This is a genomic window from Candidatus Delongbacteria bacterium, from assembly GCA_020634015.1.
Classification (GTDB): Bacteria; CAIWAD01; CAIWAD01; order CAIWAD01; family CAIWAD01; genus JACKCN01.
The window spans coordinates 38,043-64,265 of the sequence record JACKCN010000005.1 but is presented as its reverse complement, the minus strand read 5'-3'; the positions used below and the strand labels follow the sequence as shown (position 1 = coordinate 64,265).

The window sequence follows — 26,223 nt, the reverse complement described above, 5'->3', positions numbered from 1 at the left end:
CAAGTAGCTACAGGGGCCTGCGTGATCCAAAATCAAAATCGGGTCGTGGAAAAATCATCAAAGCTGAATACGGGAAAAAACGGGGGGGTCAGGCGGGGTCCCGATCGAAGATGTCCAGCCCCTGGCCCAGGTCGCGGGCCGCAGGTGTCAGAATCATGCCGGGCGTGACACGAATGCGAAGTCCCTGTTCAGCGGCCCTGCGCACATCCGCTTCGCTGACCAGGCGCCCGACGGGCAGCCAGAGGTCCGGCCGCTGACGTCGCACCTGACCGATGTTGAGGATCGATGCACGCCCTCCATCGGCCGCCAGGCAAGCGCTGGCGTCGTCAAGATCCAGGTGCAGTTCCAGTTCGAATCCGTCACCGACCACCACATCCACATCCGAGAAAATTGTGTCACGCGTGGCTTCACGCAGGTCAGGGCGCCGAGTGCTGCGCACCAGACAGACAACCGAGTCACCGTTGAGCAGACCCAGGCGACGTGCATTCTCCGGTGTGAGCTGAAGGGTGCGCTGGGCCACGATCAGGCCTGAGGCGAGGTGCAGATGTCCCGCGGGCCCGATCAGCGTGATGGAAGGACTGGCCTCAAAATCGCCCTGGCCGCGCACGGGCGGATCCAGCTGCAGGCGTGGACACCAGCTGCGCGGAAACTCAACTCCACTGAAGGTTCCAAGAGGCCCATGGAGCGGCACACCGTCCACACGGCCCAGGGGCGATGCCACCGACAGGCGCTGCCGGGCCATGAAGCCACCCTGTGTGCCAAGCGGCCGTTCGAACTCGAGATAGCTCTCTGGCCCGAACAACTGCTGGAAGTGTTCCCGGGTGAGAAAGGCCCGCGGTTCGCACACGCGTATGCGAGGATCCAGGGACATCAGTCGGTCTTGAATTCCTTGACGATGCGTTCGATGTCCGCGTCACTCATCCGGGATTTCTCGTAACTCCGCGCGGCCGGAGCCGGTGTTGCGGCAGACTCGTCCCGGGGGCGGTACCGGAAGTTCTCGTCGTATCCCCAGCGGCTTTCGGGGCTGGGGGAGTCGGCGGGGTCCAGCGGGTTGGTCTCGAAGGCCACCCGCTTGATGTTGACCAGATGCAGCGGACCGATGTTGTCGGTGGTGATGCTGCCGCCCCAGGTGCCAGGCCCGAGGGTCATGGCGGGGGGCAGGCCGGTCGTGTAACCGATGGCTCCGTGGGTGGCCGGGGAGTTCACGATGATCCGGAAGGCCGGCTTGTGCAGGCCGAATTCCATGATCACGTCCTGATCCTTGCAGTGAATGGCGAAGGTATGGCCCACACCGCCATAGTTCAGGATCTGGATTGCCCGCTCACAGCCTTTCTTCCAGCCTTCTTCGATGAAGAATCCAAGCACGGGGCTGAGCTTCTCGCGCGAAAGCGGGTCTTTGGGCCCCACTTCGTCCAGCATGACCAGCAGCACGCGCGTGCCTCGGGGCACCTTGATGCCCGCCATGCCGGCGATCTTCTCGGGTGACTGACCGACGATCTCGGGGTTGAGAGCGCCGTGTCGGTCGACCATCACGGCTTCCAGCGCGCTCTTTTCCTCCCGCGTGCAGACGTAGGTTCCGTTCTTGCGCAACTCCTCCAGCAGCTTGCCCGCGATGGGTCGATCGGCCACCACGCTCTGTTCCGAGGCGCACACGGTACCCCAGTCGAAGGACTTGCCGGCCACGATGTCACGGGCAGCCTTCACCACGTCCGCCGTGCGATCCACATAGGCGGGCACATTGCCTGGCCCCACACCGTAGGCGGGTTTGCCCGCGCTGTAGGCCGCCTTGACCATCGGTCCACCTCCGGTGGCCAGGATCACCGAGGTCAGCTCGTGTCGCATCAGTTCCTGCGACCCCTGGAGGGTGGGCAACGTGAGACACTGCACCAGGTTGCGGGGCGCGCCTGCACTGCAGGCCGCATCATGCAGGATGCGCGTGCTCTCGAGAATGCTGTTGAGCGCCTTGGGGTGCGGACTCATCACGATGGCATTGCGTGACTTCAGCGAGATGATGCTCTTGTAGATCGCCGTGGAGGTGGGATTGGTACAGGGAACCAGCGCCGCCACGATGCCCATGGGCACCGCGATCTCGATGATCTTGCCATTCTCGCTGTGATGCACGACCCCGCAGGTGCGCAGACTCTTGATGTGTTCCAGCAGATTGCGGCTGGCGAAGACATTCTTGGTGGTCTTGTCTTCCACGCGCCCATAGCCGGTTTCTTCATAGGCCATTTCGGCCAGGCGTTTCGAGGCGGCCAGACTGCGTTCCGCCATGGCCTGGACGATGCGGTCAACCTGGTCCTGGCTGAAATTCTTGAACTGGTCGGCGGCTTCACGTGCCTTGCGCAGCATGTCCCGCGCTTCCTGGATTGATGCCAGATCCTTGTCCATGGAGTGCCTCTATGCTCTGGGTGTTCCGTCCAGCCTGCCCGACAGGGAGGCGGTCAAGGTACGATTTGCAGGCTTGCCTGCCGAGACGACCTTCCAACAGGGCAGGAGGAGGTTTCCTGGGCAGAAAAGAGACGGGGCAGGTCGATGACCTGCCCCGTCGTACCCGACAGTTTCCACTTGCGCACCGGCGGCCGGTAGATTGCCAGTAGGACAAGCTGCCCGGAAACTGTGGGTTCCCTGTTGCTCACTGCTCCATGAATCGCGGAATGACTCGCAACAACAGTCTGTCCGGAAGGGGTACCGGATCGAAGGTGTGGCTGAGAGTGGAAATCGGCCAGCTTCCGGATTCCAGTGGTGCCCAGGTGTCGGACAGGAGATCGGTGCACGACTCCACTGTGTACGTGAATCCAGCCCCCGCGTCGCTCCATGTCAGCAGGAACGAGCCGTCGGGCTGCCGGTCAATCGCCAACTCCACGGGAGCGGGCTGAGGTATGGGGGGGTTGAAGGAGTCCGGTGTCAGCAGCAAGGTCCTGCTGCCGAAGAGATCGGTGCCATCCAGACGTCCGCTGGCGATGATGTAGCCGGCATCATTGATGGCCAGACCACTCTCGATGATGTAGTCGCCACCGCCCGAGAGTTCGTTCAGGTCATGCGCTTCCCAGTTTCCCGAGGTGTTGCGCAGCCAGAGGCAGCCATTCCTGTCCAGGACGTCGGAGAGCTTCCAGGTTGTGCCCACCGCCTGGCCCCAGTCGTTCAGGGAGTTCGGCTGCGCGCTTTCCGGGCTGTTCTGGCTGGGCAGGCCCAGGTCGATGAGTCCCTGGCCCCGGGCACTGATGAAGGCGTACTTGTTGGGGTACACCGTGTATTGCCCCAGGATCCAGCCGCTGCTGTTGAGTGCGACTGGATTCGCGGCCTGTGATGTCGTGCCCAGAAACGTCATCGCTCCGGACGGAGAGCGCCGGAAACCCTGGGTTCCCGAACCCGAGTTGATGCTGCCCACGATCTCGCCATCGTCATTGATGGCCCTGGCATTGGCCTGGCTGGCATCGGGAGTCAAGTCCTCAAGCACTCCGTTCAGCGGATCGAAGCGCACGGCATGATAACTCGCCTCATAGGCGTGAGTCCCCGAACCGGTGATCGTTGAGGTTCCCACCGCGATGCCCGATGCATTGATGTCCTCAAGTCGCTGCACTCCGACCCAGCCATTGGAGAAGTGGTAGTCCGTCCCGTCCCAGTAGGTGTACTGCCAATTGAAGGTACCCATGGGGGCGATCAGTGTCTGGACTCCACCCGTGATGAGTGCCCCCTGATGTTGCACCCAGGTGTTTCCGTAGGCATAGCCACCGAAAACGGTCGTGCTGTTCCGCCCACCCCGTTCGAAACCGCCGGTCGCCCCGAGGGGTGGATAAGGCACGTAGTCCTTGAAAAAGGGCAATCCGTCCAGCTGACCCTGAGTCCAGTTGGTGATGTCCGTGACGCTGTATTCGGGCTGGGCCTGCAGGCTGGCAGCCGCGCACAGGCAAATGCTGAGGCGAACGAGAACGGTTCTCGGTTTCACTGGCAATCTCCGGTTGGCTGTGTCTGGGGGGTCGGGGTGGCAACAAACTGCGGCCGTCGGCCCTGCAATGCAAGCTGAAACAGGCGGGAACCAGACACATGCCCGATAGGAAATGACCCGGATTCGTCAGGCGCTGGACGGATTCCGGGGTGGATGCCTGCGATTCGTGTCCAAAAAGTGGCCGGATTGGCACAAAAGGGAGAGGCCCCGGGTCGGCAGCGACCTCGGGGCCATTGGTTGTTGGGTTGGCTTCGTCCTACTTGACGAGCACCATCTTGCGGGTCGCCACCGTGTTGTTGGCCTGCAGGGTGTAGAAGTACACGCCGCTGGTGAGTCCGGTGGCATCGAAGTTCACACTGGATACGCCCGCCCCGACCAGACCATCCACGAGGGTGGCCACTTCGTCTCCCGCCAGGTTGAAGACCTTCAGGCTCGCCTGGGCGGTTTCCGCCAGGCTGAATTGAATGGTCGTGCTGGGATTGAAGGGGTTGGGGTACGCATCACCCAGTTGCATCGAGTTGGGCAGATCCTCCGTATCCGCCGAGCCTGCGTTGAAATCAAAACAGATGTCCCAATCAAAACCGCCGGTTCCGTCGCAGCCGCCATCGCGGTAGCTGTACACGTAGATCTCCAGGCTGTAGAGTCCGGCTGTCAGGCAGCCATCGCCCCAGGCACTGCCCACCACCGCGGGGCCGTAGTTGCAGGAATAACTGCAGCGCTCGTCGTCATTCTCGGCAACGACCACGCCGTTCTCGTCCTTCAGGACGAACCAGGAATCCACAAACTCGGCCCCGCAGGACGTGATCGTCCAATCACAGGCATCCACGGGCACATCCACACTGGCAACCGCCGTGTAACCGGTGGGCAGCCCCGACACGGTCACGCAGTCCGCGACTCTGGACGTGCCATTGAGCTGGAACCGACTCACCACGGCATTGCCCGGGTTGACCGTCTTCTCCGCGGACACCGTCCCGGCAACCAGACCACACACCATCAGAGTCGTCAGAGCATTCTTCATTGGGTTCTCCGGATGTTTCCATATCACTTGAGTTGTTGTCCGCTCGGGAGATCGCGCACTCGTTGTAAACCTTGACCGGGACCACCGAGTGCCTCGAATCCTGCCTTTCCCTTTCGGGGGGCATGGGAAGAATGGCAAGCCGCGTGCCATTTCCGACACAACACCCAAGTCATTGATTTTCAGTGTGATAGTTTCGATTGCTGACGAAACGAGGTGGTGGATATGGCCAAGTTTGTCTGAATTGGCACAAACAGGGTTGATCAGAACCCATTGTGGAGCTGGCCGACCGGCCTGGGAACTCGAATTGGATGGAACTCGGGGGGCTCCGCATGAGAACGACAGTACAGTGACTCCTTCAAAAAGAACCCCCCGGACCAATTCTGGCCCGGGGGGTCTTTCCAGTGAAGGGAATTCGGAATTACTTGGCCAGGACCATCTTGCGGGTCTGGACCGTACCGGCGACTTCCAGGGCGTAGAAGTACACGCCGCTGGTCAGGTTGCTGGCATCAAAGACCACGCTCTGGGCACCCGCGCCGACCAGGCCGTTGACCAGGGTCGCCACTTCGGCGCCGGCCACGTTGTAGACCTTCAGGCTGGCGTTGGCCGTCTCGGCCATGGTGAACTCGATAGTGGTGCTGGGGTTGAAGGGGTTCGGGAAGGCATTGCCCAGCTCGAAGGCCACCGGCATGTCCTGGGTGTCGGCAGCGCCGGTGCAGAAGTCATAGCAGATGTCGAAATCGAACGGGGTAGAACCAGCGACACAGTTGGCGTCGCGATAGGAATAGACATAGATGTCCAGGGTGTACACGCCCGCAGGCAGGCAGGGGTCACCGAAGTCGCTGCCCAGCGTGGCGGGGCCGAAGGTGCAGGGGTAGTCGCAACGACTGTCGTCGTTGTAGGCGACCACAACGTTGTTGCTGTCCCGGAGGTAGAAACGATTGTCCACGTGATCGGAACCACAGGAGGAGATGTACCAGTTGCAGCAGTCCTCGGTCAATTCGATCGTGGCCAGGGCGATGACGTTGGTGGGCAGGCCGGACACGGTCAGGCAATCCGCAACGCGCTCGGTGCTGTTCAGCTGCAGGCGGCTGACGATCGGGGCGTTGGGGTCGTCGAACTTGTCGGCACTGGCGGTTCCAGCCACAAGGCCGCAGAGCATCAAGGCAGTCAGGGCAGTCTTCATGGGTTGTTCCTCTTTTCCTGTTTGTGAAGATTTCAGGGTTGATCGCGTTTCAGCGCACCTGACCTTCGCGGCCCGGACGGTTTGTCCGGGCCTTGTGCAGCGACTATGTTCAGGTTCAGGGCGAAAGAACCTTCGCAAGCCCTGTGCCAGAAATGTCTCGCGACTCCAAGTGGTGAAAATGCAGACATTTATGGCATTGACACTGTGGACCGCTGCGGGATTGATGCAAATATTTGCCCGATTTGGCACAGAGCGAGTCTGGAATCGGTCACCTTCGCGGCCCTTTTGACGGCTGAATGCTCTGGTGCGGCGGTTATCGCCAACACCCAGTCGGTATTCAGCTGCGCCTGCTCAATGCGTGACCCGATGGAACAAGCAAAACCCCCGGCCGCTGATGCGACCGGGGGTATTGAAAATCAGGGTCTGATGGTGGCTTACTTGGCCAGGACCATCTTGCGGGTCTGGACCGTACCGGCGACTTCCAGAGCGTAGAAGTACACGCCGCTAGTCAGGTTGCTGGCGTCAAAGACCACGCTCTGGGCACCCGCGCCGACCAGGCCGTTGACCAGGGTCGCCACTTCGGCGCCGGCCACGTTGTAGACCTTCAGGCTGGCGTTGGCCGTCTCGGCCATGGTGAACTCAATCGTGGTGCTGGGGTTGAAGGGATTCGGGAAGGCATTGCCCAGCTCGAAATTCACCGGCATGTCCTGGGTGCTGGCGACGCCACCGCAGAAGTCATAGCAGATGTCAAAGTCGAACGGGGTGGAGGTAGTACTGCAGTTGGCATCACGATAGCTGTACACATAGATCTCGAGGGTGTACACACCAGCGGGCAAGCAAAGGCCCACATAGGAGGACCCGATGGCTGCCGGGCCGAAATTGCAGGGGAAACTGCAGTTGCTGTCGTCATCGTCAGTGATGTAGTTGCCGTCGAAATCCATCAAGTAGAAGTAGTTGTCCACGTGGGATGCACCGCAGGAGGAAATGTACCAGTCGCAGCACTCCTCGGTGAGTTCGAAGGTCGCATAAGCTGATGTGCCCACAGGCAAGCCGGATACGGTCAAGCAATCCGCAACGCGGTCTGAACTCATCAGCGGAAAGCGGTTGACCACGGGGGCATTCGGATCGCGGAATTTCTCGGCACTGGCGGTTCCAGCCACAAGGCCGCAGAGCAACAAGGCAGTCAGGGCAGTCTTCATCTTGGATCTCCATTCTTCTTTCGAAGCCGTCCGGTGGACCGCTCCGGTTCTTCAAAGGCTCATTGCAGGACAGGTCGGGCACCAGAATTCGGAACCGCAACGGAACGCCCATCAGTTTTGAGTCGCTCCGCCGTCCAGTCGGTTCCGGACCATGGACTTGACAAGATCTGCAAGCATTGTGCCATGATTTTCGCTGAGCCAAACTTCTTGTTTTCATTGCGTCAGAAGCTGCAAACATCGAACAGCAGGTTTCCCGATGAAAATCCCGTGTTCAACGGTGCCCAATAACGAACACTTGCCATGCCATGGTAACAGCGCTATCAAGTCTGAGGGCCGGGATCATCAGCAAAGAACCCCCGGCCGCCAGATGGCAACCGGGGGTTCGCGGAAAACCGAAACCCAGCTCACTTCACGAGCATCATCTTGCGTGTTGCACTGTGGCCTGCCGCTTCTGCCCTGTAGATGTATATACCCGAGGGCAATCCCGCGCCATCGAAGATGATGCCATGCAGGCCGCGCGACAGGATGCCGTCGTGCAGCACGGCCACCAGGCGTCCGGTCATGTCGTGCACGGTCACCCGGGCGGGGCCGGTCTCGGGCATGGCCAGACGGATGGTCGTGGTCGGGTTGAAGGGGTTGGGGTAGTTCTGCTCCAGGGCGAATGCCACGGGCAGATCCTCGCCACCGGATGCGGATTGCGGCGTCACGATCACCAGCAGGTCCTCGCTCACGCTCGAACGGGAATCATCGGCCACGGTCGCTCCCTTGCCAACCGCTTTCTGGCGCGAAGGCCGCAGGATGCCGCTCTTCCAGCTGGCCGTGCGGCCCTGCCCGTCTTCCGCCGTGAAGACCAGCAGTTCTTCACCGGTGAAGGCACTCGAGGATTCGATGTGCACCTGGCCGGAGCCGCTGATCTCCACCATCAGGTTGACGTTGCCGGACACGGAGAACGCCAACAGGTCGCCATCCAGGTCGGTGAAGATCTGGTTCAGGTCAATCGACTCGTCAAATCCGCCTTCCTGGATCGTCAGAGTATCCAGTATCGCGGCCACCGTGGGATCGTCGTTGACCGGCAGCACCGTCACACACAGCGTGTCGCTGGCGATGGCGCGGCCCTCGAAGTCATCCACGAAGAACACGATGCACTCGCTGCCGTTCCAGTTGGCGGGAGGTGCGATGCTCACGGTCATGCCCACCACGGCCACCGCCAATTCGCTGGCGCCGCTGGCGCTGAGCCCCAGACTGCCAGAATCCACGTCGCTGATCCAGGTGCTGAAGTCCTGCTGCCAGATCGTGTCCTCGTCGAATGCGATTGTCGGCGGCAGATCAATCACGGGGGCGTCATTCACGGGACTGACCATGATCACCAGAGTGCCGCTCGCGCTCAGGCGCTCGTCCAGCAGAGGAGTTCCCTGCACGCGCGCCGACTCGAATCCGGGCCCACTGCCCGCACCACGGATCGCCTGCTTGCTGGCCCCCCCCTTGCCGGGAGTCACACGACTCATGGCCAGGGACTGCTTGCCGCTGAACTGCGTGCTGGCGAAACCGAACCCACCATTACCCTCCGTGCGGGCCGCATCATCGGCCGTGATCAGCAGGGACTCGCTGCCGAACCAGTCGGGAGCGGGAGTCAGTGACAGGGTATTGCCGTCCACGGAAACCAGCAGATTGGCGGCACCTTCCACGAGGTAGCTCAGCGGGTCGCCGTCGACATCACTGAAGTACTGGTTCAGGTCCACCTGGCTCAGGCCCGAGTCCTCATTGATGTACAGGGTATCCGGCAGGCCACTGGCCAGCGGCGCATCGTTCACCGGATTGACCACCACCAGGGTCGTGTCACTGGCGATGGTGCGCGCACCGTCGTCCACCCGGAAGATCACGGACTCGCTGCCGTTCCAGTCGGCCGGAGCGCTCAGGGTCACCATCAGGTCGTTGATCACCACCTGGATGTGGGTGGTCGGCAGCACACTCAGGGTCAGCAGCGCATTGTCCTCGTCGGAGACGAAGGGCAGGAAGTCCACCAGCATGCTCTGGTCCTCGTCGAAGACCAGCTCCTCGGGCAGGGTGATCACGGGAGCGTCGTTCTGCGGCAGCACGGTCACCAGCAGATCCTCACCGGTCACGTCACGCAGGCCTCCGGGCCGATTCACCTTGCCACCACCGGCGCGAGCCGCGGCGAAGGTCGCCTGGCTGCGGGGGGTGTCCTGAACCCGGCTGGCCACCAGCGAGAGGCGCTTGCCTCCGGTGGGCTGCACGGCCGTGCGGGCCACACCGTCGTCGGCGAAGAAGGTCAGGGTTTCATTGCCCGACCAACCCGGAGCCGGGGTGATGCAGACTGCGCTGCCCGTGATCTCGACGCCAAGATTCACGGCACCTTCAACGGTATAGCTCAGGTCATCGCCATCCACATCGCCGAAGATCGTGGACAGGTCCAGGCTGCAGTCGCTGGCGTCCTCGAGAATCACCAGCTCGTCCAGCGGCATCAGCACGGCGGGAGGATCGTTGACCGGCTGCACGATGATCATCACGAAGTCGCTGACGATCTCGCGGGCGCCGTCGCTGACCACGAAGTTCACCAGTTCGCTGCCGTTCCAGTCGGGTCCGGCGCTGATCAACACATCCAGTCCGTTGATCTCCACCGTCAGCTCGGCCGTTGGATCCACGCTCACCACCAGACCTCCGACACCACCGGACACATAGTCGTTCATGTCCAGGGTCAGCAGCTCGTCCTCGAGCAGAGTCAGTTCGTCGGGCATGTCCAGCGCCAGCGGAATGCCGTTGGGGCTCACGAAGACGCTGGCCTCGGCGGCGTGTTTCATCGCCTCGGTATTGCCCACGTTGTCGCGGGCGATGGTGAAGAAGTTGTAGGTGTTGCCATAACTGCCCACGAAGACCGTCGCCGTATCACGCAGCTCCACCTGGTAGAGCTCGAAGTTGGTGCTGGCGTTGACCGAACGGTACACATCCCAACTGGCCACTCCGGAACCACCCTCATCGTCCTGGCCTTCCCAGCTGATGGTGAAGGCCACGGAATCGGTCACGGCCGGATACCCGGTGACCATGCTGGTGCCACCCGCCGCATCCACCGTGTGGAAGATTTCCGGGGTGTCGATGGGTTCGTTCTCGTCGAAGATGATCCGGGCTTCGCTGACGATCGTCTCACCGGTCAGCGAGCCGCTCTTCGGGCGAACCGAATAGGTCACGAACCCTTCGCCCGCGCCGGTGGAGTCATTGACGGCCAGGAAACCGGCCTGCGGATCCTCGGGTGCCAGGCCCGTGTTGGGGTCGATGGAACTGAGCACCCAGAACGCACGGTGATTCACCACATCCAGTCCGGCGGTGAAGTCCACCAGAATGCCCAGCGAGTCCGACACATCCAGCCGCTGCTGATAGAAGGCGCGGTTGTTGGGTACGTCAAAACTGAAGGGGCCGAAACTGAAGTCGCCCAGGCGGAAACTGCTGAGATCCAGCGTCGAGTCGAAGTCCTGGGAAATGGTCACCACCTGAGCCGGAGCCGTGGCTTCTTCGGGATCGTTCTCGAAGCGGATCATGAAGGGCATGGTCTGGTTCTTCGAGATGAAGTGCTCGTCGCCGAAGCCGATGGGTCCGATGATGTCGTTGGGGTCCCGCGAGGCGACCACCGGGGTTTCGTCGCAGAAGATGCGCGCCAGCAGGCCGGGGTTGCCGGTCAGCAGGGCGCCAATGTTCATGCCCAGGCCCAGACCACTCAACACGGCCAGGATCGCTCCCACGCCCAGGGTCACGGGGGCCAGCAGCGCACCGGTGATCAGGCCGATGGCGATGATGCCCAGTCGTCCCAGCAGCTCGAGCCAGCTCAACACGGTCTGGCACGTGGTCAGGTCGCGCAGTCCCAGGTCCATCAGGTTGCTGGGCAGCTCGGCCACCCGCACCATGGCGGCGCTCACGTCGGCCGCACTGACCGTGTCCACTTCATCCTGACTCAGCAGGCCCAGCGCCACATAGGCCGCCAGCAACTGCTCGCTGAAGTCGTCGGGATAGTTCGCCAGTTCCACCAGATCGTCGGGCAGGTTGCTGGCCTCGCCAGCCAGAATCGCCTGGCGCAGCAGTTCGATGTAGGTCAACTGGCCATCAAGGAACTCGGCACGCGTGTAGCCGTCCACCACGAACTTGAGCGGGAAGGCATCGCCGTCCACGCGCTGGGCCACCAGGCGAATGTTGATCACTTCGCCCACGGCCATGTCACGCGCGTTCAGCGGAATCAGGCGCCACCCCTGCTCGTCCACATGGTCGGGCACATTGGAGAACAGCGCACGCAGACTGTCGGGGAAGAGCTGCGAGTTGGTCAGCATGCGGTCGGACTCGATGGTGTAATCGGTTCCCGCGGGAATCGCCAGGATCGCGCTCAGCACGGGGATGTCGTTGTTGGCGTTGTTGATCACCGAAATCTGGTAGACGCCATTGCCGAAACGACGCAGCGAACCGGGTCGGCTGTAACCGAAGGACACGTCAGCCCCGGTGGCCTGCTCGACCTGGAAGCCGCCCACGAGCCGTGTTTCTTCACGAGCCGGGTTGTTCACGACCAGATCGTAGGCACCGAAGGGCAGGTTCCGGTCCAGGTCGAAGGTGGCCCGGATGTGCGAGGGATCCAGCACGGTGGCCGACACCAGACTGGCGCTGTTGCCCTGGCCATCTTCCAGAGCCACGCTGCAGTCGGACTGGAAGCGCGCGCCTTCGATCATCACGGTCACCCGCCCACCGGCACCACCGTGGTCCGGGGTCACCGCGGTGACACTGAACTGCACGGTCTGCGCCAGAATCGTGGCACTGGAACTGACGTTGGCTGCGCCATTTCCGTAAACCAATACATAATAGGTGGTGGCATCCGCCTCGGGAACCAGCGCCACCTGATCGATCTCATACGGCTGCGCACCAACCTCATCGTAATTGCTGCGGGTGGGCACGGCTCCCGCGCTCAGGTAGAGCTCGCTGTACACGGCACCTTCGTCACCGTTCACGCTCACACGCAGGGCCTCGCCCAAAGGCACGTTCACGCGATAGTAGCTGGACTTTCCATCCTGGATCTGCAGGTCCTCGGGAACCCCCAGCACCAGCTCGGGCATGTCCACATCCACCAGGCTGGCGGAGGCGCTGCGATTGTTGCTGACATCCGACTCGCGAATGTTGTTCAGCAGGTCGGTGCGCACGATCACGTAGTAGTCGCCGGGAGCCAGACCGGGAAGATTCTCTTCCAGGCTGCCGTCCTCGTTGGTGCGCATGCTTTCGCTGATGTCCAGCTCCATGCTGCAGACCATGCGGCCACCGGGGGCGATGCTGATCGTGCGACAATCCACTCCGATCAGGGCATCGTTGATGTCCCAGGTCTGATCCAGTGAGAAGTACACTCCGTCACACATGCTGCCGTTGGCTTCATTGTTTCCCTGGTTCTCGAGCACCCAGCTCACGGTCACGGGCGATCCGGTTTCCGCGCTGGCCGGCACCGCGATGGAACTCACCACCAGATCGGAGGGCTCGGGCTGGGTGATGGTCAGCAACTGGGCCACACGATTGTTGCTCTTGTCGGGCTCGTACTCGCGGTCGTCGCTGTCGCTCTTGAAGATCAGGTAGTAGTTGCCCGAGAGGTACACGGGAATCGAAACCGAACGATTCTGGGTGTAGGAGTCTCCGGGAGCCACCACGCCGCTCTTCTCCTGCAGGAGGATGCGTACGTCCGCGGCATCCAGGGTGCTGTTCTGGGAGATGTACACCGCGTCGTAGATCGCGGCACTGCGGGTGGATCCTTCGCCCTGGTTCTGGATCGTCCAGTTCAATGCCAGAGGCTGACCCGAGATTGCATTGGGAGCGGCATCGAAGGCCGTCACACCCAGATCGGGGGCCGGAGTCAGGCTGACCTGGATCGCGGCACCCTGCGAATTGTTGGTTGTGTTGCTTTCGCCCAGCACACTGAATCGGTCCGCCAACACGAAGATGTGCCAATCACCCTGGATGGCGTCGGGCACCCGCACATCCTGCAGGATCGAGTAGCTCTGCCCGTTGGCCAGATTTCCACTGTGAAACACACTGCCGACAAGCTGATCATCCACGGGCGAGAACACGGCATCCTGGGAGAACCAGATGCCATCGGCCCACGAGTAGGCGGTCGTGGCCCCACCCTGGTTGGTGACGGTCGCGTTTACCGTGATCATCTCGCCGGATCCGGCCATGGCCGGCACCTGCACATTGCTCAGGGCAAGATCCGAGGGCGGGCGGCTGGCAATGGGCAGAGCCACACTGCTGAGCACATTGTCCGATTCGTTGGTGTGCTCATAGACGGTGTTGTTCAGGTCCGTCACCAGATGCAGGTAATAGTTCCCCGCTGTCAGGTTGGGCAGAGGGAAGGAGGAATACTGCGAGTAATCGCCGCCCGCATCCAGTGGGCCCGTGCGATTGATCGTCCCCAGCGGATTGGCAAGTGCGGCATTGAACACAGGGCTGTTGCTGACGTACAGGCGGTCGTTCCAGGAGGTTTCCTGGGGAATGCCACCCGCGCCCACATTGTCCACCCGATAGAGAATCTCGATGGGCGTCACGGCCGCCAGGCTGTTCAGGTTGAGTACGCTGATCTGGGCCGGCTGCAGGTTGGGCCAGGCGCTGAGCGTGATTGACACCACGGCTTCGTTCAGCATCTGGTTGTTGGCATCACCAAGATCCTCGAAGATCCGGTTGGTGGCGTCGGTCACCAGATGGAGGTAATAGGTGCCGACATAGCCATTGGGAATGGCGACATCCGCCGAGATCGAGTAGCTCGCCCCGGCGGCCAGGGAGGGCTGGCGCACGAAAGGAGTGCCCAGCGCCACGGCCTCGCCCAGATTGACGATCTGCTGCTGCGAGATGTAGACCGCATCCGTCCACCAGTCGCCAAAAGCGCCACCCGCGCCCTGGTTCTCGATGGTCCACTCCAGATGCAGGGGCGCGCCGGACATACCGCCCGCATCCGCGCTCAGTGCAATCGGCACCAGATCGGGCAGCAGGGTCATGACCGGGTCGATGTGGGTCACGTTGTTGGTCTCGAAGATGTGCTCGAAGACCGCGTCGTTGGCATCGGTCTTCACGATCAGCGTGCGCTCACCGCTGATGTTGTCCGGCCAGGTCACGGTCGCCTGGGAATTGTAGGACTGACCCGGCTCCAGGACTCCCGAATGCTGGACGCTGGCCAGCACCGGATCACTCTCATCCAGGATGTTGTCGCTGCTGAGATACACCCGGTCGATCCAGCTGCCGGTCTCCGTGTTGGCGAAACCGTCGTTGCTCACGGTCCAGCTCAGCTGGATCTGCTGCAGCGGCGCGGCGCCTCCAGGATGGCTCAGGCCGCTGATCGCCAGATCGGCGGGCGGCGAAAGGGTGACATTGATCGGGGCCGAGATGTTGCTGTTGTTGCTCTCGAAGGCGTGCTCGAACACGGAATTCTGATAGTCCGTGAGCACGATGAAGTTCTGGCTGCCGAAATTCTCCAGCGGCATGGTGACCGTGGCCGAGGAGTTGTAGCTGGCTCCGGGAAGCATGGCCCCATTGTGCAGGGTGCGCCCCAGGTAGGTCGCCTGGGCCGGGTCGCTGATTCCCTCGGGCGCCACGTAGACGGCGTCGTACCAGGAACTGGCCGAGGTGATTCCAGCGCCGTCGTTGTTCACAGTCCAGTTCACGGTGAAGGACTGACCGGAGAAACCATTGGTCGGCGCGGTCACGACCGACACCACCAGATCCGGCGGAGGCGTCAGCACGAATATCATTGCCTGGGTCGAAGAACCGGTGTTGTTCTGCTCGCCGCTTTCCTGCAGCTGGTTGAACACATCGGTGAGCACATGCACATGGAAGTCGCCCGTCACCCCCTGCGGGGCCAGGAAACTGGCGCTGTTGAGGTAGCTCTCACCCGACCCGAGATAGGATGCATTGGCGAACTGCCCCAGGTAGGTGGCGGTGGCATAGTCGAAGACGGCCTCGGAGGAAAGGTAGACGCGGTCGGTCCACGACGGTACCGTGGTGGCTCCCGCGCCCGTGTTGCTCACGATCCAGCTGACTTCGTATTCCTGCTCGGTGAAGACCTGATTGGGCACGTTCACCTGGCTCACCACCAGGTCCGGCTGGGTGCGCACGGTAAAGGTCCAGATCGGGCCTTCCACCAATCCATACAGGTTGCCGGAAACAACCTTCCAGTTGTAAGCCGTGCCGAACAGCAGATTCGAGGGAACCTGCCACGAGATGTTGGCGGTGGTCACCGTGGGCACGGCAGGAACCGGCTGATCGGCGGGCCACAGATACAGCTGGTAATACTCCGCATTGCTCGCGGGCAGCCAGGACAGGATGGGCCGCTCGTTGACCTGCAGTTCGTTGTGTGCCGGTACCGGGTTGCCGGCCTGGCCGGGGAGCAGGCTGTAATCACCCACCACGGTGAAGCTGACGGGAATGGTCTCGTCGGGATTCAGCGGATCATTGCCCTGGATGTGCAGTTCGGCTGAGTCGCTGTAATCCAGATAACCCACCGCATTGAAGCTCACATCAATGGTCGTGCTCTGTCCGGCGGGTACGATGCCATTGCTGGGCAGAATCGTCATCCAGGGCGGCGCCTGACCATACTCGACGGCCAGGCCATTGTGGGTGTAGTTGCTGTTGAAGGCCGTGGTCAGACCATCGGTGCCGCTGGCATTCTCGATGCCGGTGGTGGCACTGTTGAGGGTGCCGGTCATGCTGGCGAACATCAGCTGGATCCGGCCGGAGCCGAAGAGGATGATCTGGAAGGTGTAGTTCCCGGATCCCGAATAGCGCTGGATGTCCGTGTACTGAATGATGAACTTCTCGGCCTCGGGCACATACTGAGTGTACACCCTGCCCGTGGCGCGGAAATGCAGGTCGTCCCAGAAGGCCGCGATCAGATCATTTGGTGCAACCGTGCTGGGCAGGAGCTGGTTGCCGTAGGAGGTGGCGCTGCCCGTGAAGGCGATGTACCCGTTGGTGCTCACCAGCGCGCTGGTCCGCGGCTCTCCGTAGAAGCTGAAGGTGAAGGGCAGGGTGACACCCGCCTGGGCGTCATCGCCGGTCAGGTTGAGCCAGGTTCCCGTGTTGCGGATGTCCACGAAGTCGTAGGCGGGGCCCCCGGGCTGATCACTGTCGATCCACCTGTACCCGTGCATGTCGGGACCGCCTTCGCCACGCTGGCCATTGTTCACCGCGGGGCGCGTGTCGCGCTCGTCCTTGCCGGGCAGCCGGTCGAAGAGAGGATCATGCACGCGTGTGTCGCCCGCAGGGCGCAGGGCGCGCATGCTGCTGAGCCCCTCCACTCGGAACTCCAGATCGCCGGCACCGGCCGTGTTGTCAATGGTCAGGGCCTGGGTCTCACTCTCGCCCGAATTGAGTACCGAAGCAAAACTGGAGGGCGCAATCTGCATCACGGGAACCAGGGTTCCGGTGCCACTGACTGCATAGCTCAGATCCCCGCTGTCGGGGTCGTTGGCCACCACATTGAAGGAACTGGACAGCTGTCCCGCGACGGAAGGCGTGAAGGTCACGGTCACCGGCGTGGACTCGCCGGGCTGCAGGCTGAAGAGCTGCGGTGTCGCGCTGAAGGCATCATCGGCGCTCAGGATCGCCTGCACACTCAACAGGGCGCTGCCGATGTTGCTGACCTGAATCTCCTGCTGGGCCGAATAGCCCACGAACACCTCGCCGAAATCAATCGATGCGGGGGCATAGGCGATGGCCGGCACACCCTGGACGGTCACGTCCACGGGCACCGTCACGACCGGAGTCACGGGGTCGTTGCTGAGCACACGGATCTGGCCCAGATACTGCCCGGCGTAATCCAGGGGTGCTTCAATGGTCATGGTCAGCGACTGGCTCTGGCCGGGGGCCACGGAACCAGCCAGGGGCTCGACCGTCAACCAGGTCGCGTCCCGTTCGGCGGTGGTCTGTCCCTTGCGCTGGGCGGACCGTCCTTCCCGGACAAGCAGGAAGCGATTCCCTCCCAGGTCATCCACTTCAATGGTCCAGTCCAGACTGGTGGCGCCCATGGAATTGTCCACGAGCAGGTCCAGTTCGATAGTCTCGCCGGCGGCGATGGTTTCAGTCACGCTGGCAGGACTGACGGCCACCACCGGGGGCGCCTCGGCGTTGCCGGCCAGAACCACTTCAACCAGGGGTGTGTCCTCGTCGTCACTTTCGATACTGAGCGTTCCCGACACCGGGCCGATCTGATCGGGTGCGAAGCTGACCATCACCTGTCGCGAGAACCCCGGAGCGATCACGATGGGCGCGGCTTCGACCGAGAAGCCTTCACCCGTGGTACTCAGAGCGGAGAGGGTGAGGTGCCCCGTGCCCACGTTCTGCACCGTGACCGGCAATTGGTTGGTGCTGCCGGTGAAGACCGTGCCGAAGTCGATGCTCTGCTGTGCCACCACGATGTCGGCGAATCCGGCCACCGTCAGATGGAAGGGCACCGTGGCCTGGGGACGCAGGGGATCGTTGCTGTAGACCACGATGTTCGCGTCATAGGCGCCATCAAGCAGTGACTGGGCATTCACGTGCAGCGCCAGATTCTCACTGCTGCCCGGGGCGACGGTGCCCGCCAGAGGCGTGACATCCAGCCAACCGGGAGTCGCGGAGATCCGGATTGCCATGTCGTTGTGCAGCCAGGCCGCATTGTAGACAACCTGCAGGCCATCGTCGCCATCGATGTTCTCGATGCCCACGGAGCAGCTGGTGAGTGTGCCGTTGAGAGTATTGTAGTAGTAGTCGATCGTGCCATTGGAGTACAGCACGGCCTGCATCAGGTAGGTGCCTGACCCGTTGAGATGGGCCACGTTGTTGTACTGGATCACCACACGGTTCTGGACCGTATCGTGCCAGTACCAGTAGTTGTTGGCGCCGTTGAGGTCATCCCAGAAGGGAGCGATGAACAGGTTGGGCTGATTGGTGCTGGGAATCGGGTCGTTGGAATAATCGTAGGGATTGGGACCGAAGGTGAGATAGCCATTCGTGCTCACCCACATGGTGGTGTAGTCGTTTCCGTAGAAGGGGAAGGCGAAGGGCAGAGTCACGGACACGGCACTGTCATCGCCGGAGAGGAACAGATTGACGCCCTCGCCGCTGCTCACGATGTCGTGCCACTGGTATGCCGGTCCATTGGGCTCGTCGCTGTCACGCCAGGTGTAGCCGTAGGAGTCGGGACCACCGGCTCCACGTGCGGGGGCCTGGCCCGGTCGGGGGTCCCGCTCGTTCTTGGCCAGATTCAGTTCGGGATCGGGCGCCCGCGGAGTGCGGGTTTCCAGGCTTCGCGCATACTGGGTGAAGCCAACCGTATACTCCAGATCCCCGGGTCCTTCGTTGGACACGGTCAGTGTGTAGTCCCCTTCGGTACCGGAGGCAAGCCACTCGGTGAAGACCTCGGGATCAACCACCAGTTCGGGGGCCTGTAGTCCGGTTCCAGAAAGAGTCAGGTCGTGGATTGGCTGCTGCGGGTCGTTGCTGATCAGACTCAACAGCGTCCCACGGTCGCCACTCTGCGCAGGCGAGAACACGATCTCGAGGTCAGAGAACAGCCCGGGTTCGAGTGTCACGCTGGTGAAGGAGGGTGTGTAGTCAGGCAGGCCGGCAATGATGTTGCTGATCTGCAGGGTCTCGCTGCCCAGATTGCGCACGCGCACCACACGCGAAGTGCTGCCGCCCACATACTGACTGCCGAAGTCCAGATCGACCAGATCGGTGCCCAGAATCGGGCGGCCATTCACGGTCAGCGACAGGGGCACGATCAGTTCGGGCTGGACCGGGTCGTTGGACTGCAACACCAGGTCGGCGCTCACCGTTCCACCGAAATTGCCCGGGCTGTTGAACAGCATGTGCGCGACCACGCCCGACGATGGCTCCACGGATCCGGACACGGGATCCAGGGCAAAGAAATCGACTTCTTCCTGACCATCGTCCACCTCCCACATTTCGCCCCAGTTGTTGGCGACCAGGAGGTTCGTTCCATTGTGAGCCATCGCGCGTGTCCAGCCCACATCCAGAAAGTCGATGCGGGTCACTTCCTCGGGATTCTGGAGCGTGTTGCTGAGTTGCACCAGATCGTTGTAGTCGCTGTCGAAGACCCAGAGATGCCCGGAAAAATGTCCCGGCACCCACGCAACCGCGTTGACGTATCCGATGGAGTCAGAATACTGGCCCACTTCCAGTTCGGCACCGGTGTAGTCCACCCGCTGGATCTGGTACTGGTCCGGATACACCACCAGGAAATCCTGCCCGTCAAACACAAGCTGGTAGGAATACCAGGCGAAGTTGGGCAGCGAGAAATCGCCAACCGGGTTGCCGTTCAGGTCGTACCCATACACCGTTCCGTCATCGGCACCCACCCAGAGGAACTGGCCATCCCAGGCAAGCGAATAGGTCCAGGGCTCCACGGGGAAACTGAAGACCTCGTATCCCAGATCCGTGTCGAACAGATACAGCGTATTCTCGTTGCCGACGGAACCCTCTCCGTCGCGTTCGCCCCCGGAGTTCTCGCCCAGTACCCACAGTCCGTCGCCCGTGTGGACCATGGCGGCCGCATAGTAGATGAAGTTGTCCCAGTAGTTCAGCACGTCACCCTGATCGGTCAGGGCGCCCGCCGGGTTGCCCGGGTCGGCCGGGTGGGGCTGACGGGGGTGAGGTCGCTCGGTGGCAGGGTTCGCATGGAAGCCGATGTTCGCCGACCGCGCGGAATTGACCTGCAGGTTGCGGATCTGGCGCTGCCAGTCGAGACTGGACCCTCCCAGATTGTCGATCACCAGATCTTCGCTGAGCATGGTTCCTGCATCCAGTGTCACATCAAAGGACCCGGGTGTGGCGGCTATTTCCGGTGCGGGAATCGCGTTGGCCAGCAGGGTCACCAGCACGGTTCCCTGCTGAGGGTCGTTGCTGGCCAGAGTCAGCAGGCCATTGTACTGGCCCGCGCTTGCGGTCAGGAAGTCCAGTTGCAGGGCCAGGCTGCCGAAGGGCGGGATCAGCTGGGTTCCGTTGGTGACCGAAAATCCATTGCCGTCGGTCTGGGCGTCCAGCAGCAGGTCGGCGGTACCCGGGTTGTGCAGCAGCAGCCAGCGGCTCTGGCCATGATCGATGTAGACATCGCCCCAGTTGATTTCCTGCTGGTCCACGACCAGCTGCGGCGCACCGGTGACGGTCAGGGTCACGGGAACCTGCAGTTCGGGGGTCACGGGATCATTGCTGGCCACGACTACCGTTGCCTCGTAGACACCACTGAGCATGTTCTGCAGTAGGGTGGCCGACAACTCCAGCACAGAGGTGCCACTGCTTCCTGTGGTGCCCGAGGAAGGCAGCACGCTGAGCCAGTGCCCTGCGGATGAGCTGCTCAAGCGAACCGCGAGTCCAGCTTGCGCATAGCTGGAGTAATAGGAGATCGTCAGACCATCGAAACCGTTCTGGTCTTCGATGCCGATCGCGAATTCGTCGGTCGCATCCTCGATGACATCGTAGTTGAACAGGATGTCTCCGGATTCCTCCAGCACGATCTGGAAGGTGTAGAAGCCGGAAAAGTACGTGCCGTAGTAGTCATTGAACTGGATGATGAAGCGGGCGTTGTCCTCGTCGTACCAGGTGTATGTGGAGCCCTCGTAGTTGGCCAGGTCGCCCCAGAGGGGAGCGATCACGCCGTTGGGCTCGACCGGGTCGGGAAAGGGATCACCCAGCGGCTCGAAGGCGTCGTCGCCGAAGGTGATGTAACCATTGGTGCTCACATTGAGGGTCGACTCCATCGATCCGTAGTAGGGGAAGGCGAAGGGCAGGGTCACCGTGGCGTATTCGTCGTCCCCGTACAGTCCCAGGGACTCGCCGATGCCGCTGATGTCCTCCCAGACGAACTCGGGCCCACCGGGGGTATTCGAGTCCATCCAGCTGTAGCCGAAGGCGTCGGGGCCACCGAACTGCCGGGATGCGGAAAGGGGTGCACGGGTTTCGACTTCGCCCTTGCCCGTGTCACGGTGGCGGGCCTGGTTCTCGCGGGCCGCCGCGGTGGGAGACGTGACGCGTGCGCCACTCCCGTAGACCACTCCCGTCACCCAGTCGAGGTCGCTGCCGCCCAGGTTGTCCAGGCTCAGCGAGGTGGTCAGCGTATCGCCGGTCAGGCCATCCAGCTCCACGGACTCGGGGGCGATGGCCGCGATCGGGGCGTCCAGGGCTTCGGCCAGAATGCTGAGCTGCAGATCTCCCTGCAGGGGATCGTCGCTGAGAATGTGCAGTGTGGTGTTGTTCACGGCAGGCGACAGTGGCGAATGGCTGACGTCGACCATCGCTGTCTCGAGAGGTTGGATCACCAGATCGGCAGGCAGAACCTGGAATGCGGTGTTGTCGGTCGTGATCGCGGTGATGTTCAGCGGCGCCGTCCCCTGGTTTCCGATCTCGAGCACCAGCGTGCTGGTCTGCCCGACGAAGGTGCTGCCGAAGTCCAGCTGAGGCGGATTCACGGCAATGGCGGGATCGCCGTCCACATGCACGATCACGGGCACATCGATGAAACCATTGGTGAACTGGGCACTGACGACATGCAGGGTGGCGATGTAGTCGCCTTCGAGCAGACCTTCAGCCGAAATGCGCAGATCAATGTCGGCCACGGTGTTCGCCAGCACGGTGCCCGAGAGCGGGCTGGCCGTGAGCCAGTTGGTACCAGCCACCCAGTCGATGGCATTGGCCAGGACCATGCGCAGTTCCGTTCCCGGACCGAAGGGGCTGTACCCGGAATAGTTTCCGGCCACCCCGAACTGCACCACGCGTCCACCGTTGCTCTCATCGGCGGCAACCGCCACACCCATGTCGGGAGAGGAAATCACCGACTCCCCGGACAGCAGGTAGGTGCTGCTGTAACCACTGGTCACATAGAAACTGGAAGGAACGCCCGAGACCAGCGGATGGGCGGGAAGGTCAACCTGACAATAGGTCTGGCCCGTGCCGCCACCGCTTCGCCGCATGGGAAGCACTGTGGCCAGTGTCGTGAGACGGCCACTTTCGATTTCGTAGCTGACCCATTCCGTGGTGATCAGACCGCCGCCGCTCAGCACATAGTCCCGCAGTGCGGTCTGGCCGGACGTGGGCATGTTGCTGCCGTAGTTGATGCCGTCGGGATAGATCACCAGATCGAACTCGACAGGCGAAGGATTCGTGCCATTGTAGATGCCGTCGTCAGAGACGATCACGCTGCTGTATCCGGCTTCCAGAAGCACATCCTGAATGACGTCGCTGGTTGCCTCGTTGCCGATGATCAGCGCGCTGCGTGTGCGCTCGCCATCGCGGGACATGTCCTGCCAGTCCGGGGAGCTGCTGAAATCGGGATGGGTCGTGTTGAGGGGCGGAATCCCCGAGTCGCCGCGGGGCGCGGGCCGGACGGTTCCCGCCTGGAACAGAGCCGTCTCGGGAAACTGGATCTGCAGTTCCCAGCTCAGGTCTTCGGGCTGGTCATCGTGTGTGTTTTCAAGGGCCAGGTTCACATGGGTCGTGTCCCCGGAAACCATGCTGACTTCCACGGTGGACGGGGAGAAGACCACGTCCACATCGGTCAGTGGTCGATGTGCGTCCGCGGACGGGGCAATGCCCGCGAGGCCGGTTTCCGCGCGCGCGTCCGGGGCGGGCAGCAGGGAAATGGTGGTGATGGCGATGCTGGAAAGCAGGACACCAGCCAGACGACGAATTGAGCTACTCATGTCATCCACCCTTGAGATGCCCCTCCCGGGTGGATACGACCCGCTCTTCCCGAGTCTGGGGAAAGAACCGGAAACGGTGAAGCCCGACAGGAGACGCCGGTAGGCAGCCGGAGTCGTGTCGGTTCAGACACCATGATGTCGCATCAGCAAGGAGGGTATTCTGATTTTGCTGATGACAGTTTTAGCAAGTGCCGTGCCAATAAGAGGAAATGATTCCAAAGCTGTGTTTGCAATAAAGAGCAGGGAATCACTGCAGGCGCGTCGGCTTTGAAACAGGCAATGGCGGATAGTGGACAAAGGCATGGATATACGGAGAAAGTTGACACGGACAATGAGTGGCCATTGGGGACAGAACTGTCGCGAATGCCCTACCAGGCGCCCACGACGCCTCCCGCCTCGGCGCTGACATAGGTGTTTCCGCAGAGGCACCCGGAAGAGGCGAATACCTGTTCGCCGTCCTCGACGATCTGGATCCAGAGCGTCGCGGAAGGATTGGGCGCACTGGCGTACACATGCACCGATTCACCCGCCTCGGCCACGAACTGGATGACGATCGGCAAGGGCTGGTCCTCCAGCACCCGAATGCCGGAGTTGTTCTCGTATTGCACGGTTGCCCGTCCGGACGTACCGGCGACTTCCAGGCTGATGCTGTGCAGGTCCTTGTCCTTCTCGCAGGCCAGCAGCATGGTCGAGGCCAGCGCGAGAGCCAGCGTGGGTTTCAGGCTCATGGATCATTCTCCGGTACCGGTTTCTGAAGGTCGTCAATGAAACCCGACCGGCGCACGCGGGTTCCGGAGCCGATCATTCTGCCAGCCATTGGTCCAGAATCCGACGGTCGCTGGCGGAAACCCCGAGCCCATCCAGGCCCGGCGGGCTTGCCCAGCGCCAGTCTTCAGCGCCCGGCATTCCGTCGAGAAGAGCCGCCCTTGGATGAAGTTCCACCGAAAAGTGACTGTAGTGGTGCCGGAATACCGCCAGAGACCGGTATGCCCCCCGGGCGCTGAAGCCCGATTCATGCAGCTGCCGTTCCAGCCCGTCGAACAGACTCGCCAGCGACTCCACATCGGCGGGCTCGCGCCCCAGTTCCTGTTCTCCGCGCAGATTGGGCAATTCCCAGAGTCCCGCCAGCATGCCCTTGTCGGGCCTTCGGTGCAGCAGAATCCGCCCATCCCCGGCAATGCCGACAAGCACCACGACCGGGTGAGTCCTGCGGTTTCCGCGCCGCGAGCGCTGCGGAATGTCCGCCGTCCGCTTCTGGGCGTACGCCCGGCAGACCGACGCCAGTGGACACAGCTCACAGGATGGCTGGGGTCTGCAGACCGTGGCGCCCAGTTCCATCAGGGCTTCGTTGTAGGCCCCTGCACGACCCGCGGGCAGGCCGGCCGTTGCAATCGCCTGCAGGCGCCGGCGCGTGGGCCCGGCCATGATGTCTTCTTCCACCAGAAAGACACGCGCCAGCACGCGCATCACATTGCCGTCCAGGACCGCCAGATTCTGGCCCTGGCTCAGGCTGAGAACCGCCGCCGTGGTGTACTCGCCGAATCCGGGCAGAGCCCGGACCACTTCGGGGTCACTGGGAAAACAGCCTCCGTGCTCTCGCACCAGTGTGCGAGCGGCTTTCTGCAGGTTTCGTGCCCTGGAGTAATAACCCAGGCCAGCCCAGTGAGCCATCAGCGTGTCTTCTTCGGCGGCGGCCAGACTTTCCACCGTCGGGAAAGCCTTGAGGAAGCGCAGGTAGAAGGGTATCACGGTGTCCACCTGGGTCTGCTGGAGCATGATCTCGCTGACCCAGACCCGATAGGGTGTGCGACGTTCTCGCCAGGGAAGCTCGCGGGCCACCCGCTGAAACCACTGCAGCAGTGATTCCACCGATTCGTGAGACAGTCCGGTTTCCAATGTCGGCTGCTTGCGGCTCATTCGCCCTCAACAAAAGCGCCGCCCTGGGGGCGGCGCTGTGGGAATCTGGTGGCGGAAGACTTACTTGTCTCCACCTTCCTTCTCCATCTTTTCCTTCAGCTTCTGAAGGTCGGCCTCTGCCTTGCGGCGCTCGGCGCGAATCTTCTCGAGTTCCAGATCGATGAAGTCGGCGGACTGTGCATCACTGCCCAGCCAGTCGATCACTTCCTTCTGGGTCAGGCCGGTCTGCTTGCGCATTTCCCAGTCACGCTGGCTGCCCGAGCGCACCGATCCGAAGGTATCGAAGCGCGAGAAGGGTGTGGACGCCTCGACCTGCAGGTTGAAGTTCAGGCGCCAGGGCGGATAGAACTCGGGGAAATCAGAATTGATGCGGACTTCGGCCTTCTCGCGACCGGGAGGCACCGGGCCCTCGCTCTGGATGAACAGGCTGGGGCCCGACTCGAAGATCCGCAGATCCAGACCCGCACCCAGCGTGACACCCTGGAACAGCCGGTAACGCGCCGTGGGTTTCAGGAACAGGGCGTCGCCGCGGCTGTACATGATCGGGGCCGGTTCGCTGAGGAAGATGTTTCCGAAAAGCTCACCCGCGAAGACCCATTTCTGGGTCGGGTAGCGAGCCGCGAATGAATATTCCAGCTCGTGGGTCACACCGGAAAAGATGCTGACCGCCGACTCGCTGTTGCCGTCGTTGTGATTGATGTAACCCAGGTTGAAGTGGGCGCTGAGGCCTTCCTGGGGATAGAGCTGGTTCTTGTACCACGAGAACATGGACCCGAACATCAGCTCGTTGGCGCCGCCGTTGTAAGGCTCAAGGTAGATGTTGGAGAAACGCGAGGAATTGACGCGCACTCCCGTGTGCAGACCCCACTTGAGGGGCTGATTGAACAGGTTCATGCGGTACCCACCGAACTTCACACGCATGTAGAAGTCGTCAGGCACATTGTACACCGCATTGACCAGATTCAGGTCCTGGTACAGAATCGGGATCAGTTCCAGTTCCGTGTGTCGCGAGAAGCCGAAGTTGATCGCGACCGCCTGGGACACATTGGAGTAGTTGAACCCTGCAATGCTCTTGGCCCAGGCGCGGGAATGCACCGAGAATACCAACCGACCCGGATCCAGGATCTCGGCCGAGTGGGTATTGGCAAGTGAATTTCCGCCCAGAAACTGGTTGGAGGCTTGCAGCGTGGGACCGACCAGCAGCACCGAGCCGAACGCAAGTGCAAGAGCGGACCTCATCTGACTCT

At 62.0% G+C, this 26,223-nt stretch carries 10 protein-coding genes; all 10 read right to left on the bottom strand.

Annotated elements, in window-relative coordinates; translation table 11 throughout:
* Nucleotides 1-88 precede the first annotated feature (88 nt).
* Entirely contained in the window at nucleotides 89-871 is a 783-nt protein-coding gene (locus H6678_10570; GenBank protein MCB9474243.1) for a hypothetical protein, read from the bottom strand.
* Nucleotides 871-2,391, bottom strand: a complete 1,521-nt coding sequence (locus H6678_10565; protein MCB9474242.1) for an aldehyde dehydrogenase family protein — start codon at nucleotides 2,389-2,391, stop codon at nucleotides 871-873. The genes H6678_10570 and H6678_10565 overlap by 1 nt, the downstream gene beginning before the upstream one ends.
* Before the next feature lie 244 nt (nucleotides 2,392-2,635).
* A complete protein-coding gene (locus H6678_10560; GenBank protein ID MCB9474241.1) occupies nucleotides 2,636-3,949 on the bottom strand; it encodes a hypothetical protein in 1,314 nt (437 codons plus the stop codon).
* A 256-nt stretch (nucleotides 3,950-4,205) separates the two neighbouring features.
* Entirely contained in the window at nucleotides 4,206-4,967 is a 762-nt protein-coding gene (locus tag H6678_10555; protein MCB9474240.1) for a T9SS type A sorting domain-containing protein, read from the bottom strand.
* 418 nt (nucleotides 4,968-5,385) lie between these two features.
* Complete coding sequence (locus H6678_10550; GenBank protein ID MCB9474239.1) at nucleotides 5,386-6,150, bottom strand: T9SS type A sorting domain-containing protein; 765 nt, start codon at nucleotides 6,148-6,150, stop codon at nucleotides 5,386-5,388.
* A 434-nt stretch (nucleotides 6,151-6,584) separates the two neighbouring features.
* Nucleotides 6,585-7,349, bottom strand: a complete 765-nt coding sequence (locus H6678_10545; protein MCB9474238.1) for a T9SS type A sorting domain-containing protein — start codon at nucleotides 7,347-7,349, stop codon at nucleotides 6,585-6,587.
* A 404-nt stretch (nucleotides 7,350-7,753) separates the two neighbouring features.
* Nucleotides 7,754-23,059, bottom strand: coding sequence for a choice-of-anchor D domain-containing protein (locus H6678_10540; protein ID MCB9474237.1), 15,306 nt, complete (start codon nucleotides 23,057-23,059; stop codon nucleotides 7,754-7,756).
* A 368-nt stretch (nucleotides 23,060-23,427) separates the two neighbouring features.
* Complete coding sequence (locus tag H6678_10535; GenBank protein MCB9474236.1) at nucleotides 23,428-23,787, bottom strand: hypothetical protein; 360 nt, start codon at nucleotides 23,785-23,787, stop codon at nucleotides 23,428-23,430.
* Between the two features lie 73 nt (nucleotides 23,788-23,860).
* A complete protein-coding gene (mutY, locus tag H6678_10530; protein MCB9474235.1) occupies nucleotides 23,861-24,976 on the bottom strand; it encodes an A/G-specific adenine glycosylase in 1,116 nt (371 codons plus the stop codon).
* 60 nt (nucleotides 24,977-25,036) lie between these two features.
* The gene (locus H6678_10525) at nucleotides 25,037-26,215 is read right to left on the bottom strand and encodes a hypothetical protein (protein ID MCB9474234.1); all 1,179 of its coding nucleotides are present in this window, start codon (nucleotides 26,213-26,215) and stop codon (nucleotides 25,037-25,039) included.
* Nucleotides 26,216-26,223: the final 8 nt, after the last annotated feature.